The organism is Rhizobium sp. CF142 (assembly GCF_000281145.1).
Taxonomy (GTDB): Bacteria; Pseudomonadota; Alphaproteobacteria; order Rhizobiales; family Rhizobiaceae; genus Rhizobium.
On the sequence record NZ_AJWE01000110.1, the window covers coordinates 83182 to 100339 of the forward strand.

Annotated in this window: 17 protein-coding genes; 7 read left to right on the plus strand and 10 right to left on the minus strand. The window is 61.5% G+C overall.

What is annotated here, in order from left to right; genetic code table 11:
* Positions 1 to 94: 94 nt before the first annotated feature.
* Positions 95 to 544, plus strand: a complete 450-nt coding sequence (locus PMI11_RS27085; RefSeq protein WP_037072314.1) for a hypothetical protein — start codon at positions 95 to 97, stop codon at positions 542 to 544.
* Between the two features lie 84 nt (positions 545 to 628).
* On the opposite strand, the gene PMI11_RS27090 is transcribed toward PMI11_RS27085, so the two are convergent.
* The 4 genes from PMI11_RS27090 to PMI11_RS27105 form a co-directional block, all read right to left on the minus strand.
* Positions 629 to 1390 carry an ABC transporter ATP-binding protein gene (locus PMI11_RS27090; RefSeq protein WP_007823677.1) on the minus strand — a complete coding sequence of 254 codons (762 nt, stop codon included), beginning with the start codon at positions 1388 to 1390 and terminating at the stop codon, positions 629 to 631.
* Positions 1387 to 2427 (minus strand): FecCD family ABC transporter permease, encoded by a 1041-nt coding sequence (locus PMI11_RS27095; RefSeq protein ID WP_007823678.1) that lies wholly within the window; start codon positions 2425 to 2427, stop codon positions 1387 to 1389. The genes PMI11_RS27090 and PMI11_RS27095 overlap by 4 nt, the downstream gene beginning before the upstream one ends.
* Positions 2424 to 3446, minus strand: coding sequence for an ABC transporter substrate-binding protein (locus PMI11_RS27100; protein ID WP_007823679.1), 1023 nt, complete (start codon positions 3444 to 3446; stop codon positions 2424 to 2426). The genes PMI11_RS27095 and PMI11_RS27100 overlap by 4 nt, the downstream gene beginning before the upstream one ends.
* A 220-nt stretch (positions 3447 to 3666) precedes the next feature.
* Positions 3667 to 4713 (minus strand): LacI family DNA-binding transcriptional regulator, encoded by a 1047-nt coding sequence (locus PMI11_RS27105; protein WP_037072288.1) that lies wholly within the window; start codon positions 4711 to 4713, stop codon positions 3667 to 3669.
* Positions 4714 to 4878: 165 nt separating this feature from the next.
* Between PMI11_RS27105 and PMI11_RS27110 the strand changes: the two genes are divergently transcribed.
* Together PMI11_RS27110 and PMI11_RS27115 are read left to right on the plus strand one after the other, a co-directional pair.
* On the plus strand, positions 4879 to 5826 hold the full coding sequence (locus PMI11_RS27110) for a dihydrodipicolinate synthase family protein (protein WP_007823681.1): 948 nt from the start codon (positions 4879 to 4881) through the stop codon (positions 5824 to 5826).
* Positions 5827 to 6063: 237 nt separating this feature from the next.
* Positions 6064 to 7446: an MFS transporter gene (locus PMI11_RS27115; protein WP_007823682.1), complete on the plus strand. Its 1383-nt coding sequence runs from the start codon at positions 6064 to 6066 to the stop codon at positions 7444 to 7446.
* 268 nt (positions 7447 to 7714) lie between these two features.
* Here the strand turns inward: PMI11_RS27115 and PMI11_RS27120 are convergent, their stop codons facing one another.
* Complete coding sequence (locus PMI11_RS27120; RefSeq protein WP_007823683.1) at positions 7715 to 8698, minus strand: zinc-dependent alcohol dehydrogenase family protein; 984 nt, start codon at positions 8696 to 8698, stop codon at positions 7715 to 7717.
* A gap of 191 nt (positions 8699 to 8889) precedes the next feature.
* Here PMI11_RS27120 and PMI11_RS27125 point away from each other — a divergent pair, with 191 nt between their 5' ends.
* The 4 genes from PMI11_RS27125 (at position 8890) to PMI11_RS27140 (ending at position 12979) form a co-directional block, all read left to right on the plus strand.
* A complete protein-coding gene (locus PMI11_RS27125; protein WP_007823685.1) occupies positions 8890 to 9246 on the plus strand; it encodes an SPW repeat protein in 357 nt (118 codons plus the stop codon).
* A gap of 29 nt (positions 9247 to 9275) precedes the next feature.
* Positions 9276 to 10538, plus strand: coding sequence for an MgtC/SapB family protein (locus PMI11_RS27130; protein WP_007823690.1), 1263 nt, complete (start codon positions 9276 to 9278; stop codon positions 10536 to 10538).
* A 112-nt stretch (positions 10539 to 10650) separates the two neighbouring features.
* Positions 10651 to 11475 carry a universal stress protein gene (locus PMI11_RS27135; RefSeq protein WP_007823691.1) on the plus strand — a complete coding sequence of 275 codons (825 nt, stop codon included), beginning with the start codon at positions 10651 to 10653 and terminating at the stop codon, positions 11473 to 11475.
* Positions 11476 to 11488: 13 nt separating this feature from the next.
* A complete protein-coding gene (locus PMI11_RS27140; protein ID WP_007823692.1) occupies positions 11489 to 12979 on the plus strand; it encodes an acetyl-CoA hydrolase/transferase family protein in 1491 nt (496 codons plus the stop codon).
* Positions 12980 to 13122: 143 nt separating this feature from the next.
* Here PMI11_RS27140 and PMI11_RS27145 read toward each other — a convergent pair whose 3' ends face one another.
* The 5 genes from PMI11_RS27145 to adhP all read right to left on the minus strand — a co-directional run bounded on the left by PMI11_RS27145 (position 13123) and on the right by adhP (position 17117).
* Positions 13123 to 14094, minus strand: a complete 972-nt coding sequence (locus tag PMI11_RS27145; RefSeq protein WP_007823693.1) for an ABC transporter ATP-binding protein — start codon at positions 14092 to 14094, stop codon at positions 13123 to 13125.
* A 109-nt stretch (positions 14095 to 14203) separates the two neighbouring features.
* The gene (locus PMI11_RS38430) at positions 14204 to 14326 is read right to left on the minus strand and encodes a hypothetical protein (RefSeq protein ID WP_280110107.1); all 123 of its coding nucleotides are present in this window, start codon (positions 14324 to 14326) and stop codon (positions 14204 to 14206) included.
* Between the two features lie 125 nt (positions 14327 to 14451).
* Positions 14452 to 14781: a chaperone modulator CbpM gene (locus tag PMI11_RS27150; protein ID WP_007823694.1), complete on the minus strand. Its 330-nt coding sequence runs from the start codon at positions 14779 to 14781 to the stop codon at positions 14452 to 14454.
* 2 nt (positions 14782 to 14783) lie between these two features.
* Positions 14784 to 15710, minus strand: a complete 927-nt coding sequence (locus tag PMI11_RS27155; protein WP_007823695.1) for a DnaJ C-terminal domain-containing protein — start codon at positions 15708 to 15710, stop codon at positions 14784 to 14786.
* 342 nt (positions 15711 to 16052) lie between these two features.
* On the minus strand, positions 16053 to 17117 hold the full coding sequence (gene adhP / locus PMI11_RS27160) for an alcohol dehydrogenase AdhP (protein WP_037072317.1): 1065 nt from the start codon (positions 17115 to 17117) through the stop codon (positions 16053 to 16055).
* Positions 17118 to 17158: the final 41 nt, after the last annotated feature.

The following is a 17158-nucleotide window of genomic DNA, read 5'->3' on the forward strand; positions in this document are numbered from 1 at the left end:
GGGATCTGGCCTGGCCGGATCGACCGGCGACATGAAGCGTCGGGTCACGGCATGCCGGAACGGTTGGCGCCATCTGAGGTGCGTGGCGTTCAGCGTGATCATCGTTGCCGCATCATCTTTGGGTTCGCCGGCATTCGCCGCCAATGTTCTCGAACGAGCGATCGAGGCCGCTCAGCCCTGCAAGCCTCTGAAGGTCAGGCAATCGGTTCTGGGCGTGAAGGTCGAACTGGGCATCGACAAGCTCGACTTCGTTAGGATCGATACCCTTGAAATCCGGGTTGACGGAGATCTGGCCGAGGCAAGGGCACTCGGCACGCTCGCCTGCAGGACGTCGGACGATGCCCCCCTCCAGGGTGGCTTTTCGGCAAAGGCTCGAATTCATCTGCAGGCCAATCTTGCCACCTGTGTCATGAACGGAAGTTCGATCGAGATCGTCGGGGCCGGTGGTGAGTTCGGTGACGTTGTCACGGCACTCGAACCGGAGATTTCGGCGGCCCTTCGCAAGGGCGTGGAGAATGCGTTGAAGAAGCTCTGCGCGAGCTGAAATCGGAGATGATACGTGAAACGAGGCGAGGTGATCGGTCCCGCAGGCTGGCGGAGCCGCACGTGCTTCAGCGACGCCGCGTCGTCAGCGGAGATAGTGGATGTGCGGCCGGGCGTGATAGGGTGAGGCTTCGACGCGCGCATCCACCGAGAAAACGTCCCTGAGGACTTCTTCGGTCACTACTTCGGCCGGTGTGCCGGACGCAACGATCTTCCCGCTTTGCATAACGATTAGCTCGTCGCAAAACATGGCCGCATGGTTGAGGTCGTGCAGTGCAATGATGCTGGTGACCGGCAGACTGGAGACGAGCCGCATGAGGCTGATCTGGTGCTTGATATCGAGATGGTTGGTCGGCTCGTCGAGGATCAGTTCTTTCGGCGACTGCGCCAGAGCTCTTGCGATATGGGCGCGCTGCTTCTCCCCACCGGACAGGCTCTGCCAGCGATCATGTCGCTTGCCGGTCATGCCGGCCCGCTTCAACGCTTCCTCAACCGCCTGATCGTCGGCGAGCGTCCAGCCGGAAAACATCGAACGGTGCGGAAAGCGTCCGAGCTTGACGACATCCACGACCTTTAGATCGGCGTTTGTTGTCGAATTCTGTTCGACGAAGGCGACGCGCTGCGCGATCGTGCGACGTCCGATGGTCCCTATGTCCTTCAAATCGAGCGAGATGCGCCCGGAATTGGGTCGCTTCAGGCCGGCCAGAAGCCGCAGCAGCGAAGTCTTGCCGGAACCGTTCGGGCCAAGAAGGCCGAGCATCTTTCCCGGTGGCGCTTCGAAGGAGACGCCATCAATTATGGTCTTCCTGCCAATTTTCCAGACGAGGTTTTCGGCTTTGATGCTCATGATGCGCGCTGGAACCGGTAGAGAATGACGGAGAAGAAGGGAACGCCAACCAGCGCTGTGACGACCCCGATCGGCAGGACCTGCTGCGGGATGAGCGCGCGCGAGGTAATGTCGGCAAGCACCATGAAGATTGCGCCGACAATGGCGCAGGCTGGGAGAAGCCGGATATGAAGCGGACCGACGACGAAGCGCGCCGCATGCGGCACGACAAGACCGACAAAGCCGATCGAGCCAACCATGCTGACGATCGTGGCCGTCATCATTGCGGTAAGCGCAAACAGCACGATGCGGACCCTGCCGACGTTGACACCGAGAGATGCGGCCGCTTCGTCACCGAAGGCAAAAGCATCCAGAACCCTGGCATAGAACAGGCAGACGACAAGCCCGAAGCCGACGACGCCGGAAACCAGCATGAACTCCGGCCAGCGCACGCCGCCGAAGCTGCCGAGCAGCCAGAACATGACGTCGCGAGCCTGCTGCGCATTGCCGGAAGTCGTGACCACGTAGGATGTGGCAGCGTTGAAGAGCTGCGAAGCGGCAACACCTGCGAGAATTGTCCGGTCAGCGCCGCCACGCGTACCGTTGGACAGCAGCGCCACGAAAAAGAATGCCGCAAATGCACCGGCAAAAGCCCCGGCCGACAACGAAACCGCACCTGCACCAACGCCGAGAATGACGATGGCGACCGCGCCGGTGGACGCGCCGGCGGAGATACCAAGCACATAGGGTTCGGCGAGCGGGTTACGAAGCAGCGATTGCATGATCGCACCCGACAGAGCCAGTCCCGCGCCGCAGAAAGCGGCCACGAGCGCGCGGCTGAGACGATAATCCCAGATCACGGTCTCGTGGATGCGGTTGAGTTCCACCGCCGTCCATCCCAGCCTGTTCGTGACGGCGGCAAAGGTCGTGGTAAGCGGGATCGGCAGGTCGCCGATCCCGACACTGATGCCGACGACCAGGCCGACCGCCACAAGGGAAGCCAGCAGGAGGGCGCCGAAAGGGGCAGCCTGCTGGAGGGAGCGGTTCGAGGCGGTCACTTGATCAGGCCGAGCGCTTTCAGTTGTTCGGCCACCTGTTCCGCACCGTAGATGGTGCGGATCGTCGGGTTCATGGCCTGGCCGTCCATGACGACGATTGCCTTGTTTTTCACCGCCGGCATCTGGCTGACGGCCGGGTCGCTGTTTAAGAACTTGATCTTGGCCTCCGGCTTGTCGAGTTCCCAGCGGTTGCGGTCGAGATTGGCCATGACGATGATATCCGGATTGGCGGCTATGATGCTTTCCCACCCGAGCGTCGGCCATTCGGCTTCCGCGGTGATGGCATTCTTGCCGCCGAGGAGATCGGCGATGAAGCCGGATGCGGCGTTCTTGCCCCCGAGATAGGCGTCTGCGGAACGTGACTGACTGGAGAACCAAAAGACATAGGAAAGCTGCTTGCCCTCCTTGGATGCGCTGGCGCGCAATGTCGCTTCACGCTTCTTGAAGTCGGCGATCAGTGCCTGGCCACGATCGGCGACATCAAAAATCTGCGAAAGCTCGTCGATCTCCTTGTACAGCATATCCATGTTCCAGAGCCGGTCGCGGCTGCCATACTGGTCCTTGACCTTTTCGGTGCTGAGGCAGGTACTGGGCGAAATGTAGCTTGGTATGCCAACCTTGTCGAAGTCCTCGCGCTTGGCGACCTTGCTCGTCGGTCCGATCAGGCTTGGCAAGGCCGCTGCCACGAAATCCGGGTTCTGCGCCAGAATCGACTCGAAGGTCGGAAACTCGACAGACAGAAGCTTGACCTTCGCATTGGCTTCGGCGAGCTGCGGCAGAACCTTGCTCGGCCAGAATGCGGTGCCGGCCATTTTGTCTTCCAGACCGAGAAGCAACATGATCTCCGCGCTGTTCTGGCCAAGTCCGATGGCTCGCGCCGGAGCCCTGGCGATGGTGACCTTCGCGCCGCAATTGTCGAGCGTCAGCGGATACGTGGTCGGCGCGGACAATGCCGGCGTCGCGATCAGGCCGAGTACGGCGAGCAGTCCGGGAACCGTAAGGGACTTGAAAACTTTCATGAAAACTTCCTGTTCTTCGAACCCCAACATGGGAATTCTAAGGGCGCGGGCGGTATAACCCACTTGCCCGAGGAAAAACAAGAGTAACGCAGTCACCTTTGACAATGGCAGATGCTGGCTCCCGTTCCCCCAACGGCTGAGCTGCTTGAGAAAACGAGGAACCGGTTCGTTCGGGGCGGCTCCTAAACGTAGCACTGGAACTGCCGGCCGATCAGCGACTTCATCGCGTTGCAATGGAAGCGGGGGGCTTGGCGGAGGACTTTCGGGGTATGAGGGTCGGCGCCGAAACGCGGATCCGGTCCTCTGCCGAAACAGCGCCACTTGTGAGCAGATCCAACGCGTTTGATGCAATCTGTTCAAAGGGGACGCGCAGTGTCGTCAGCGGGGTTGGAAGATGGCTGACGATAGGAATATCGTTATATCCAACGACCGAAACATCGTTGGGTACGGAAATCCCAAGGCGCGAAAGACCGGAAAGAGCGCCGATCGCCGTGTTGTCGTTCACGGCAAAAATCGCCGTAGGACGATCTTCCAAGCGCATGAGCTGCTCGGCAGCATCTGCCCCAGTGTCGATCCCGAAGGTCGACGGAACAATGTAGTCCGGACGGAGCAAAACCCCTGCCTCTTCCAGTGCCTGTCTGTAGCCTTCGACGCGTCCGAGCGCGCTGGAGGCGTATGAGGGACCGGCGATCACGCCGATACGACGGTGACCAAGATCCAGGAGGTGGCGTGTCGCCAGATAACCACCCAGCCGGTCGTCGCCAATCGAAGAAAGGCTCCGTCCGTCGGTCCGCAGAGCCAGGACAAGAGGCACGCCCCGGGCCACCAGCTCATCAGGGAAGTCATCGTCCTCGCGGGCGGTTGAGAGAATCAGTCCGTCAACGCCACGCTTTAGAAGTGACTCGGCGGCAAGTCGATCGGCTTTGGGCTTGTCATCGGTCGTTGCGACAATGGCAAAGCGACCGCTTTTGCTGCACGCCTTTGCCAGGGCCTCGTAGAGCATCGCCATGACCGTATCGGTTAGCCGGGGAACAATCACACCGACTGTCATCGTGTTGCCGCGTCTCAGGCTCGCAGCTGAGACATCTCGGACATAACCCATGTCTTCCGCGATCTTGCGAACACGGCGCGACGTTTCGTTGTCGGAGCGGGGAAGCCGCTCATCGAGGATGCGGGATACGGTGGATTTCGAAACACCGGCAGCCGACGCAACATCCAGGATGGTCACCCGTGTCTGGCGGTTGCCTTCTTCTGCCTTTGAATCCATTTCACTTTTTTCCATCTGCAGCGTTCTCGCGATTGAGGCCTCAAGCATGCAATAAAAAAAATGTTGACTCCAGCAAAATCGGAAACGATAGTGGGAACGTTCCCATTAACGATCCCATCGCTGATCGCATAGGCGGACAGCGGCTATCTAGGAGGAGATACCCCGATGCAAGCAATGGATTTGAGAGGCCTCAGCCCGGCACCCGTCACCGCATTCACCCGCGACGGAGAGGTCGATTACGCGGCCAATGCCCGTATCGCCAAGTGGCTTGCCGGCATGGACGGCGTGAAGAGCCTCGTCATTCTTGGCCATGCTGGCGAAGGTACTTTCCTGACCGAGGAAGAGCGCCTGAAGCTCATCCGCACCTATGTTGAAGCGGTCAATGGTCAACTTCCCATCATCGCAGGTATTACCGGTGAGGGCACCAGGGTCGCCGCGGAAGAAGCCAAGAAGTGCAAGGCTGCCGGTGCGACCGGTGCGCTGGTCTACCCGAACCACGGCTGGCTGCGTTTCGGGTTTCAAAAAGGCGCGCCGCAGGATCGCTACAAGGCGATTTGGCAGGAATCAGGCCTGCAGTGCATCCTTTTCCAGTATCCGGATGCCACCAAGGCTTCCTACGATATCGACACGCAGCTTGCGATCGCGACCCAGGACGGGGTCGTTGCCACCAAGAACGGCGTCCGCAACATGAAGCGCTGGTACGTCGAGATTCCGGAACTCAAGAAGGCCAACCCGAACCTGCAGATCCTGAGCTGCCACGACGAATGGCTGCTGCCGACCATGTTCGACGTTGACGGCCTGCTTGTCGGCTACGGCAATATTGCACCGGAGCTGCTGATCGATCTGATCAAGGCAGGAAAGGCGCAAAACTATCCGCAAGCCCGCCAGATCTTCGAACGTCTCCTTCCGGTCACCCGTGCCGTCTATCACCGTGGCTCCCATATGGAAGGAACCGTGGCCCTGAAACTCGGCCTCGTCCATCGTGGTGTGCTTGACCATGCCACCATCCGCGAGCCGCTGAAGAATCTGGGCGAAAAGGCAGAGGTCGAAATCTTCGCCGCCTTCGAGGCCGCGGGCATCGGTCGGGTCGACCAGTTAATCGCAGCGGAGTGATTGAGAACGCCCCCGTCGTTCACACGGGGGCGTCTTCTTAAGGGGAGGAAAATTGCGGTCGTATCCGGGAGTGACGCGCCGCCGCAGTCGCACGGTCTGTTACGCCGTGGATACCTCGCCGACGAGAGAGCCGTTCCTTCCGGATCCATGGCCGTACCCAAAAGGATCCCGAAGTGAGCCATCCAACGTGTAGGTTCGAAGCCAGGCCGGGAGAGGGCCGGGCACAGGGAGGAAAACATGAATATGGAACAGCGAATAACCGGACCGTCACCGGTTGTCGATCCGCAAGCAGAAATCGGCGCCCGCCTTGAACGGTTGCCAGTGACCCGTGAGGTGTTCTGGGCCCGAAACATCGTCGGCGCCGCGACATTCTTTGACGGTTACACCGTAATCGCCATCGCCTATGCGATGCCGGTTCTTGTCCGCGAATGGGGTTTGACCCCGGGTCAGACGGGAATGATCCTGTCGATGGGTTACCTCGGACAATTGATCGGCGCAGTTTGCTTTGGCTGGCTCGCTGAGCGGATCGGCCGCCTGAAAGTGCTGCTATTTACGATCCTGTTATTCGTCAGCATGGACATTGCATGCCTCTTCGCAGCCGGCGCCGGCGTGATGATGGCATTCCGCTTCGTTCAAGGCATCGGGACCGGCGGCGAAGTTCCGGTCGCCAGTGCCTATATCAACGAACTGATCGGCTCGAAGGGGCGCGGCCGCTTTTTCCTGCTGTATGAGGTCATGTTCCTGCTCGGCCTCGTCGGCGCGGGCCTGATCGGCTACTTCATGGTCCCAGTCTACGGCTGGAAGGCGATGTTTATCGTCGGCCTGATCCCTGCAATCCTCATGATCCCCCTGCGCTGGTTCCTTCATGAATCACCCCGCTGGCTGGTCGCCAACGGCCGCTATGAGGAAGCTGACCGTATTGTCACCAGGTTGGAGAACAGTGCCTGTGCTGGCGGCAAGGAATTGCCGGAGCCGAAAGTCGTGGCCGCTCCTGCTCGGCGCAAATCCGACTGGCGCGAGCTTTTCCAGGGCATTTACCTGAAGCGCACGCTGTCGATCTGGGCCATGTGGTTCTGCGCCTATATGGTCGCCAATGGCACGATCACCTGGCTTCCGACCCTCTATCGCCAGACGTTCAACCTGCCGCTTGAAACCAGTATTTTTTACGGCTTTGTCACCTCGGTCGGTGGCGTGATTGCGGCTGTTATCTGCGCACTGCTCATCGACAAGGTCGGCCGTAAGCGCTGGTATATAGGCGCCCTTTTGATCGCACCGATCCCGCTCGTCATCCTCGCCTGGCTGGGTGCGACGTCGGCGACCCAGGTTCTCATCCTCGCCGGTCTCGCCTACGCCATCGTCCAGACCGTAACATTCTCGCTTTACCTCTATTCGGCGGAGATCTACCCGACCCGCCTTCGTGCCATTGGCACGGGCACAGGTAGCGCCTGGCTGCGTCTCGGGTCGTCTGCCGGTCCTATCGCGGTAGGCTGGGTCATGTCATCGATGGGCATCCAGTATGTCTTCGGCGCCTTCGCAGCAATCCTGCTGGTCGGCGCCCTGGTGACGGCCCTCTTCGCGGTCGAAACCAAGGGGCGCGTTCTGGAGGAATTGTCGCCGTAAAATCCACCATCCGCATTCGAAGGACCCGAGAAGGCTTGGTGGGTAACCACCTGGCCTTCTCGCATATGAGGATCCGCAGAATCTCCGGCATCCGTTTGTGCTTTCGCTTGATCGATCTGGGGTTCGATCCCGCTCAAGGCGACCGGCCGAGCTCGTCGAAGGTACGACGCGACTTCTCTCCGGCGCAGTTCCTCGCCTGTTTCAGATCGGAAAGCATCGAGCGAATTCGGACTATGCGGCGACTGCTGCTCCGCGATAGCAGCGCCCTTCAAGGTATCAGGACAGCCGCTCCGCTCAGGCGGCCGGCCCGCAGATCGTCGAGCGCCGCATTGGCATCTGCAAGCCGATAGGCTTTCGTATGGGTGCGCACACCTGCCTGGCGGGCGACGGGGAAGAATTCCTCGGCGTCTTTCCGCGTCAGATTGGCAACCGAAACAACGCTTCGCTCGCCCCAGATCAGGGCGTAGGGCATTGCGGGCAGATCACTCATGTGGATACCGCCACAGACGACCCGGCCCCCCTTGCGCACCACCTTCAACGCCGCCGGCACGAGTTCGCCGACCGGTGCAAAGATAATCGCCGCATCGAGCGCGACGGGTGGGCGCTCGTCCGAGCCTCCAGCCCAGACGGCGCCGAGACCGAGTGCGAAGCGTTGTGCCGCCACATCGCCGGGGCGCGAGAACGCATAGACGTCGCGGCCCTGCCAGCGACAGATCTGCGCGATGATATGCGCAGCCGCGCCGAACCCGTAGAGCCCGATCCCCTTGCCGTCGCCGGCCTTCTTCAGCGAACGCCAGCCGATCAGGCCGGCACAGAGGAGCGGGGCAAGGGCGACGGGATCGGCCTGGCTGTCGAGCACAAAGGCGTAGTCGGCATCCGAAACGACATGGGTGGCAAAGCCTCCGTCGCGGGTATAGCCGGTAAATTGCGGCTCATCGCAAAGATTTTCCTCTCCGCTCCTGCAAAACGAACAGCCGCCGCATGTATGACCGAGCCAGGGCACGCCGACCCTTTGCCCCATGCGCGACAGCGCTATTCCTTCCCCGACAGCCTCGACGATGCCGACGATCTCATGGCCGGGAACGAGCGGCAGCTTCGGGTTCTTGAGATCGCCGTCGCAGACATGAAGGTCGGTCCTGCACACTGCGCAGGCTTCGACCCTCAGCATCAATTGTCCTTTTCCGGGCAGGGGATTTGGCCGGTCGACCGGACGCAGGGGCATCCCGATTGCCTCAAGGATCATAGCTTTCATGAACCGTTCCTCATCTTCATGATGCCATGATCCCGAAGTCGCGGCAAACCGGCATTGACGGTTGTCAAAGACGGCTCGCGCCCGTTCTTCTTCGCTCTTTTGGAGAGTTCCCCTCACGGGAGATGTTGATCCAGCTCAATGAGCCGAGGCGCGTGTCGTGATTAGCTTTGCAGGAGCAGGGAGACCTAGAAATGGATCGTCGTCGCTGGCAAGACCACGCCGCCTTTGTCGTCGGGATATGGCTTATCGCCGCCCCCTGGGCACTCGGAAGCTTCAGCCCGGATTCCGTTCCTCTCGGGGCCGCGGCCTGGAATTTCCTGGTCTGCGGAGTTGCCGTCGCCATCCTGGGCGCGACGGCACTCGCATCCTACCGCTTATGGGAGGAATGGGTTAACCTCCTGATCGGTATCTGGCTTATCGCTTCGCCATGGATGCTCCATGACGCCGAAAAGCCGCCCTTTGTTTGGAATGCATTGATCTGCGGCATTCTTCTCGTCGTCCTCGGCATATCGGCACTTTACGGCACGAAACCGTCCGAGCGCCGCTGAAGAACAGGCCGCGGCGACTGGACCAGCCAATGATGACATTGCTGATGACAACGGAAGCATTCCAGCGCCTCAGCCTGGCGCTTGCGATTGGCATCCTCGTCGGCATCGAGCGCGGCTGGCAGGAGCGCGAGGCGGCACCGGGCGGAAGGGTCGCAGGCATTCGCACCTATGGTCTTTCAAGTTTCCTTGGCGGCCTATGCGGCTTCCTTCAGCCCGCAACAGGACCGATCCTGCCGACGACGGTCTTTGTGTTCTTTTGCATCACAATTCTCGTTTTCAGCTCCATGCAGGCGGCGCGCGACGAGGATTACAGCGCGACCGCTGCCATTGCCGCGATATCGGTTTTCGTGCTTGGTTTCAGCGCCGTGGTTGCCGACATGACGACGACTGCAGCGAGTGCCGTTGCAATAACGGTGCTTCTGGCGGCGCGCGAACCGTTGCATGGGTTTCTTCGGCGGCTGACCTGGCTCGAACTCAGGGCCGCCTTGATCCTGCTGACGATGACGGTCGTCATCTTGCCCATCCTGCCCGACAAGCCGATCGATCCCTGGCAGGCGATCAATCCCTTCGAGCTCTGGATGATGACGATCCTCGTGGGCGCCGTCTCTTTTTTCGGTTACGTCCTGATCAAGATCAGCGGCGCACGTGCCGGAATCCTGATGACCGGCGCAAGCGGCGGCATCGTTTCCTCGACGGCGTTGACACTTTCCTTTGCCCGCCAGTCAATCCAGGTGCCTGCGCTCTCGTCCCTGCTTTCGGCAGGGGCGATGCTGGCTGGAGCGGTATCCCTCACCCGGGCGCTTCTGATCTGCGGCGTGATTGCGCCGGCGGTTCTGTGGGAGCTTGCGCCATTGCTCGCTCCGGCGGCTGCAGCCTTTGCTATCGGTGGCGGCCTCGTCGGAGCGCTGCGGCGTCCGAAAGACAGTCCCGACTTCTCGCCGCGAAACCCGCTCGAGGTCATGGTCGCGCTGCGTTTTGCTCTCGTTCTTGCCGTCGTGATAATCCTGACACGGGCGACCCTGGTCGTCTTCGGAACACGTTCGCTGCCCGTCCTCGCCTTCGTGACAGGATTGGGCGATCTCGACGCGATCACGCTTTCGGTTGCGAAACTGACGTCGATCCAGCTCTCAGCGGATGCGGCCGCCCGTGCCATAGCGGTCGCGGCTTTGGCCAATCTTCTCGCGAAAGCTGTTCTGGCGGCAATCATGGGGAGCCTCGCCTACGCGGTTCGTCTGGCGATTGCAACCGCTGCTGCGGCTCTTGCCGGACTTGCGGGTTTTCTTCTGACATGAGTGCTCGCCGTGACGACTGCCTCCGAGAATTGAGACATGTCAATGCGAGGCTTCGAACGGATGCGAGAGTGATGAGGATCTGGTCTCATTATTTTCCGTTCGGAGTCTCCCAATGAAACAACACCTCTTTCTTCCACTCCTCACCTATCCGGATATGACTTCCGAGTTCATGATCGCCAATGCGGTCGCACTTGCTCACCACATGCAGGCGACACTCACCGTCTGTGCGGTGGAGATCACGATTCCCGATGTTTCCAATGCGCTATCGTCGCTGATCATCGACGCCGCGAAGATGGCGCGGGATGCCGAGGCTCTGAGCCGCAAGCGCGCCTCGGTACTGACCCAAAAGGCGCTCGATCAGGCGAAGGCCGCCTCCGTCGATGTGCGTCTACGCGAGATCAAGGCGGGTGAGCCTTTCGTCGCTGAAGCGCTTGCGGAAGCATCGCGTGCCTACGATCTCGTGCTTCTGGAATCGGCGGGTGTCTCCCGCCCGATCGTTGAGGCAGTCCTGTTTGCCTCCGGCAGGCCGCTCATCCTTTATCCCGCCGCGCCGTTCGGCGGGAGGCTGGATCACGTTGCTATCGCCTGGGACGGCAGCAGGGCCGCCGCGCGTGCTGCCCATGATGCCTCGCCCTTCCTGGAGCGGGCGTCCAAGGTCTGCCTGCTCTCCGTCATCGACGAGAAGCCGGTCAAATTCGATACGGGCGACCATCTTGTCGAGAATCTGCTCAAGAGCGGGGTGATGGCGGAAACGGTGCGAGCGCATGCAGGCAGCGAGCCGGTTGGCGAAGTCCTGCAGACCAAGGCTTTCGAGTGGCGTGCCGATCTACTCGTCATGGGCGGCTTCGGCCATTCGCGCCTGCGTGAATTCGTGCTCGGCGGCGCAACCGAGGCCGTGCTGACCAATATTACACTGCCCATCCTGTTGTCGCATTAAGGACTGACCGGCCATGTTCAAGGATCGTCTTCGCAGCAAGCCGCTCTGGGATCGCATCGTCAATGCCGACGAGGCCGCGAAGCTGATCACCGACGGCATGACCGTCGGCATGAGCGGCTTCACACGAGCCGGCGAGGCCAAGGCCGTGCCGCTGGCATTGGCGGAAAGGGCAAAGCGCGATCCGCTGAAGATTACGCTGATGACCGGCGCATCGCTCGGCAACAATCTCGACAGGACGCTTGTCGAAGCCCACGCCATTGCCCGCCGCATGCCTTTCCAGTCCGATGCCGTCATGCGCAAGGCGATCAACGCCGGCGAGGTGATGTTCATCGACCAGCATCTGTCGGAAACGGTCGAGTTCCTGCGCAGCGGCCAGTTGGCACCCGTCGACGTCGCCGTCATCGAGGCGACAGCGATCACCGAGGACGGCGGTATCGTGCCGACCACCTCCGTCGGCAATTCGGCGAGTTTCGCCATCCTGGCGCCGAAGGTGATCGTCGAGATCAACCTGTCGCAGCCGGAAGCGCTCGAAGGGCTGCACGATATCTATATCCCGACCAGGCGGCCAAGCCGCGAGGCGATCCCGGTCGTGGCCCCGGACAGCCGCATCGGCGTGCCCTTCATTCCAATCCCGCCGGAAAAGATCGCGGCGATCGTCCTCACGCAGAGCAGCGACAGCGCGTCCACGGTGGAGGCGCCGGATGCGGAGACGAATGCGATTGCCGGTCATCTCACCGAATTCCTGCTCAACGAGGTGCGCCATGGACGGCTGACGGAGCGCCTCTTGCCACTCCAGGCAGGCATCGGCACGATCGCCAACGCGGTGCTCCAGGGGTTCACCGCAACGCCTTTCCACGATCTCACCATGTATTCCGAGGTGCTGCAGGATTCGACCTTCGATCTCATGGATGCCGGCAAGCTGAATTTCGCCTCCGGGTCCTCCATGACACTCTCGACGGAGAAGCATTTGCGGGTATTTTCCGCGATCGAGCGCTACAAGCGGCGGCTGATTTTGCGCCCGCAGGAGATCAGCAACCATCCCGAAGTCATCCGCCGCCTCGGCATCATCGCCATCAACACGGCGCTGGAACTCGACATCTACGGCAATGTCAACTCGACCCATGTCGGTGGCACGCACATGATGAACGGTATCGGCGGCTCCGGCGATTTCGCCCGCAACGCCTATATGTCGATCTTCGTGACGAAGTCGCTCGCCAGGGACGGCGCGATTTCGCGCGTCGTGCCGATGGTCAGCCATGTCGACCATACCGAGCACGATGTCGATATCCTCGTGACGGAGATCGGCCTTGCCGATCTGCGCGGCCTGGCGCCGCGGGAACGGGCGGAAATCATCATCGCCAACTGCGCGCATCCGAATTATCGTGAGGTACTGGCGGACTATTACAAGCGGGCGCTGCTGCGCGGCGGGCAAACGCCGCATCTGATTGAGGAAGCGCTCGGCTGGCACGACAATCTGCGCCGGACAGGCAAGATGCTTGCGTAGTCATCCGCTGCGGCCTGATGAAATCCGCTATGGCATAGACCGCGTCAGCCGTCTGGCGCGGTTTCCACGTTCTCTCCGAACCTGAGCACGGAAGTGACGCAACGTGTTGTTCGGCCATCGGACAGGCGGCCACGAGTAATTCTTCACGGTACCAGCGCGGGCTCTTTCATATGCGGCGGGTCAGAGTCCTGTAAGGCAGCTGCATCGATGCTCGCATCGCGGATCATGGCGTATTTGACCTGCGTGACCTTCAGGTCGCGGTACCAGTCGACCAGTGCGCCCCACGGGTCGGTTATCTTGGAAAGGCCGGAGATGAAGGCGACGACGGTGCCGATCTCGGTCTTGCCGGTGACGACGTAATATCCGCCGAGCGCGAAGATGCCGGCATATCCCAGCTGCGTCATCAGGTTCATCAGGAAGTTCATCGTGAACTTGATCCTGTAGATGCTCATATTGGTCGAAAAAAGCGTCTGGACGCGGTCGCTCTGAGCATTCAACGTCTCGCTGGTAACCACGTGCTCGACCATGCCTTCGCTGACATGACGCATGACGGTGATCTTGCTCGCCACCCGGCGGTTGATGGCCGATTGCATCAGGGGAACGAAGCCCAGTTGCGGGAAAAAGACGACGGCGACGGCAAACGCCATCAGCGGCTGCAGGAAGATCATGTAGCCGCCGACGGCAACGAGGATGCCGGCCTGCAGCAGCGGCTCGGAAATGCTGGTGCCGACGAAGCCGCCGACAGGTTCGGCTTCGGCGAGCACGATCGAGAGCTGTACGCCTTCGGCAAGCGCATCGAGCGGCGCCTCCCGCGAGCGTTCCGAGACGGCAAGCACCGACATACGCAGCCAGCGGATCGCGACTTCGCCGATCCAGCTGCGATAAAGGTTCAGCGCCAGCTTGGTCAGGCCTTCCAGCAGCACGAGGCCGAGATAGGCGAGGACGAGGAGGAGGATGGCGGGATAGGGCGCGCCCTGCGTCACTGCATTGATGACGCGTCTCTGGACTTCCAGGGGCGCTGTGCCCGCGAGAAAGAGTAGGATCGAAAGGGCCGCGATCGCGGCCTGGTGGCGGCGGCCCATGAGGAGTACGAAACCGAACAGGTTTCCCGGCATCTTCCCTTCTTCCTCTGCTGCGTTGGTGGAACAGAGCATCCTGCACGGTTGCTGTTGCGCGTCTTTAAGGCGTTGCGCCTTGATCGGCGTCAAATTTGAGGAATGGCCGCTACTGGATCACCGAGTTCTGAGGGGCGGAAGGGCGCTCGCTGTCGGCCTGCGGCTTGATCCAGAGGATGCTGAATACGCTGGCGATCATGAGAAGGAGGATAATCAACAGAAGTCTGCGCAACGACGTTTCCCGGCAGGGCGGAGAGGCTGCTCCGCCAGAACAGGCGGGCTGTCTTGCCCGCCTTGCCATTCTCCATGCCGTGCAAAGCCTGACCTTGATCGTCGTCAAAGTCCGCAACGAAGCTATCAGCGGCCGCTGTCGTCGAGCTCGTCGAGCGCGGCGAGCAGGCGTTGCTGGATCTCGGCCTCCTGCCGGTTGATGGCGACGACAAGCCTGCGCATCGCGCCGCGCATGCCGTGGAGCTGGTCGACGAGCTCCATGACGACGTCGACGCCGGCCTCGTTGACACCCATTTGGCGTGTGAGGTCGAGGATCAGGCGGGCGCGGGCAAGATCGGCATCCCGGAACCGGCGCCGGCCCTCGGAAATATCGGGGGCCAGCCAGCCCTGATCGACCCACAGATCGAGCTCGGTCACGTCGATTTTGAGGTAGAGACGGAATTCGCGATCGTCCATGGTCAGGCCTCCATGTTCTTTCTCGGATCCTGTGTGTCGGCTGCCGCCCAGTCCTTGGCGAAGGCGGTCAGCTGTTCGTCAGGCTGTTCGGGCAGCATGATCTTCAGCGTCACATAGACGTCACCCGCGTCACCGCCGCGCTTGGCAACACCCTTGCCCTTGAGGCGCAGCACCTTGCCGCTGCTGGAATTCGCCGGCAGCGTCAGGTTGACCGGCCCTGAGGGCGTCGGCACGCGCACCTTTCCGCCGAGTACCGCTTCTCTCAACGTGACGGGCAGATCGAGGCGGATGTCGTCGCCGTCGCGGGTGAAGAAACGGTGCGGGCGTACATGGACGTCGATCAGCGCATCGCCGGCCGGCCCGCCGCCGAAGCCGGGTTCTCCCTTGCCGCGCAGGCGCAGCGTCTGGCCGTCGCGCGTGCCGGGCGGGATCTTGACGTCGAGCGCCGGCCCGTCCGACAGCCTCACCTGGCTCTGCGCGCCGTTCACGGCATCGAGGAAATCCACCTCCATCGAGAAGCGTCGGTCCTGGCCCTTTGCGCGGAACTGGCCGCCGCCGCTGCCGCCGCCAGCCCGGCGCGAGAAGAAGCTTGCGAAGAGATCGTCGGCGTCTCCAAAATCGGCAAAGCCGGCGCCGTTGTGATAGGCCCCGCCCGGGTCGCTCGAGGAGGCATAGTCTCGATAATAGCTGCGGGGCGCCTGTTCGGCTCCCGTGACGTCGATCTCGCCACGATCGAAGCGACCGCGCTTCTCTTCGTCGCTCAGGATCTCATAGGCGGCAGAAATCTCCTTGAACTTCGCCTCGGCCTTCTTGTCGCCGGGGTTCAGGTCGGGGTGGAGCTTCTTGGCAAGCTTGCGGAATGCCCCCTGAATTTCCTTCTGGGTGGCATCCCGTTTCACGCCCAGAAGCTCGTATGGATCTTGGCTCATACATGTCTCCGTGTAAGGGCAGCGAATACTGCGGACTGGAATCCGCCTTGATATAGGTTACCGGTCCGATGTCGGGGAGGGGACGAGGGCAGCGTCCCTGTCATTCGGTCTGGCCAGAAGGGACGGCAGCAACTCATACGGTGGGCAGGAGCGCTGGCAACCCTGCCCAAAGGCCTGCAGCATGCCCAAAGCCAAGGAGCCAGGGTGGCACGGCAAACCATGTGGCGATCGCCACCTGTTTCCAAAGCTGCGCCTCTCCATCCGCCAGAATGAAGCAAGGTTGACGACCGGGACACTAAGTGCCTTGATCAACGTCAAAATTGACGTGCCTGCGGCTATTTCTCATACCGCCGCCGCCGGTTTCTCTCCGGCAATATCCAGCACCATCCGGCCTTCGATAGTTCCCGCTTTCAGGCCGGCAAAGATATCATTGATATCGTCAAGCGGCGCCCTGGTAATCTCGGCCCGGACGCGGCCGTCAGCGGCAAAGGCAAGCGCTTCGTCGAGATCGCGGCGCGTGCCGACGATCGAGCCGCGCACGGTTATGCGCTTCAGCACGACGTCGAAAATCGGCGTCGGGAAGTTGCCCGGCGGCAGCCCGACAAGGCTGACGGTGCCCTTCCTGCGCACCATGGAGAGTGCCTGCGAGAAAGCCGGCGGGGAGACGGCGGTGACGAGCACGCCATGTGCGCCGCCGCTCGTCGCCTTCAACACTTTTTCGACCACGTCTTCGGAAAGCGCGTTGAGCGCAAGATCGGCGCCGACCTCGCGAGCGAGGTCGAGCTTGGCGGCAGCGATATCGAGGGCGACCACCTTGAGGCCCATCGCCTTGGCATATTGGATCGCAACATGACCAAGGCCGCCGACGCCCGAGATCGCCACCCATTCGCCGGGCCGGGCTTCGGTTTCCCTGAGACCTTTGTAGGTCGTAACCCCGGCGCAGAGGATCGGCGCGATCTCGGTAAAGTTGACGTCATCGGGAAGGCGTGCGGCAAAGGCTGCAGAGGCGATGACATATTCGGCAAAGCCGCCATCGCAGGTGTAGCCGGAATTGTGCTGGTGTTCACAAAGCGTTTCCCAGCCGGTCTCGCAATATTCGCAGCGCAGGCAGGCGTCGTGCAGCCAGGCGACGCCGACGGCATCGCCTTCCTTGAATTCGGTGACGCCGGGGCCGAGGGCGGCAACGACGCCTGCCGCTTCGTGGCCGGGAATGAAGGGCGGCGTCGGCTTGACGGGCCAGTCGCCGTCGGCTGCATGCAGGTCGGTATGGCAGACGCCACAGGCGACCACCTTCACCAGGATTTCACCCGGTCCGGGAACTGGCACCGGCACGCATTCGATTGCAAGCGGCTTGCCGAATTCACGCACCACCGCCGCCTTCATCATCTTGCCCGTCATGATCTTCATCCTTTCGCGATGATTGTCCGGGATGATGATGAAGGGGACGC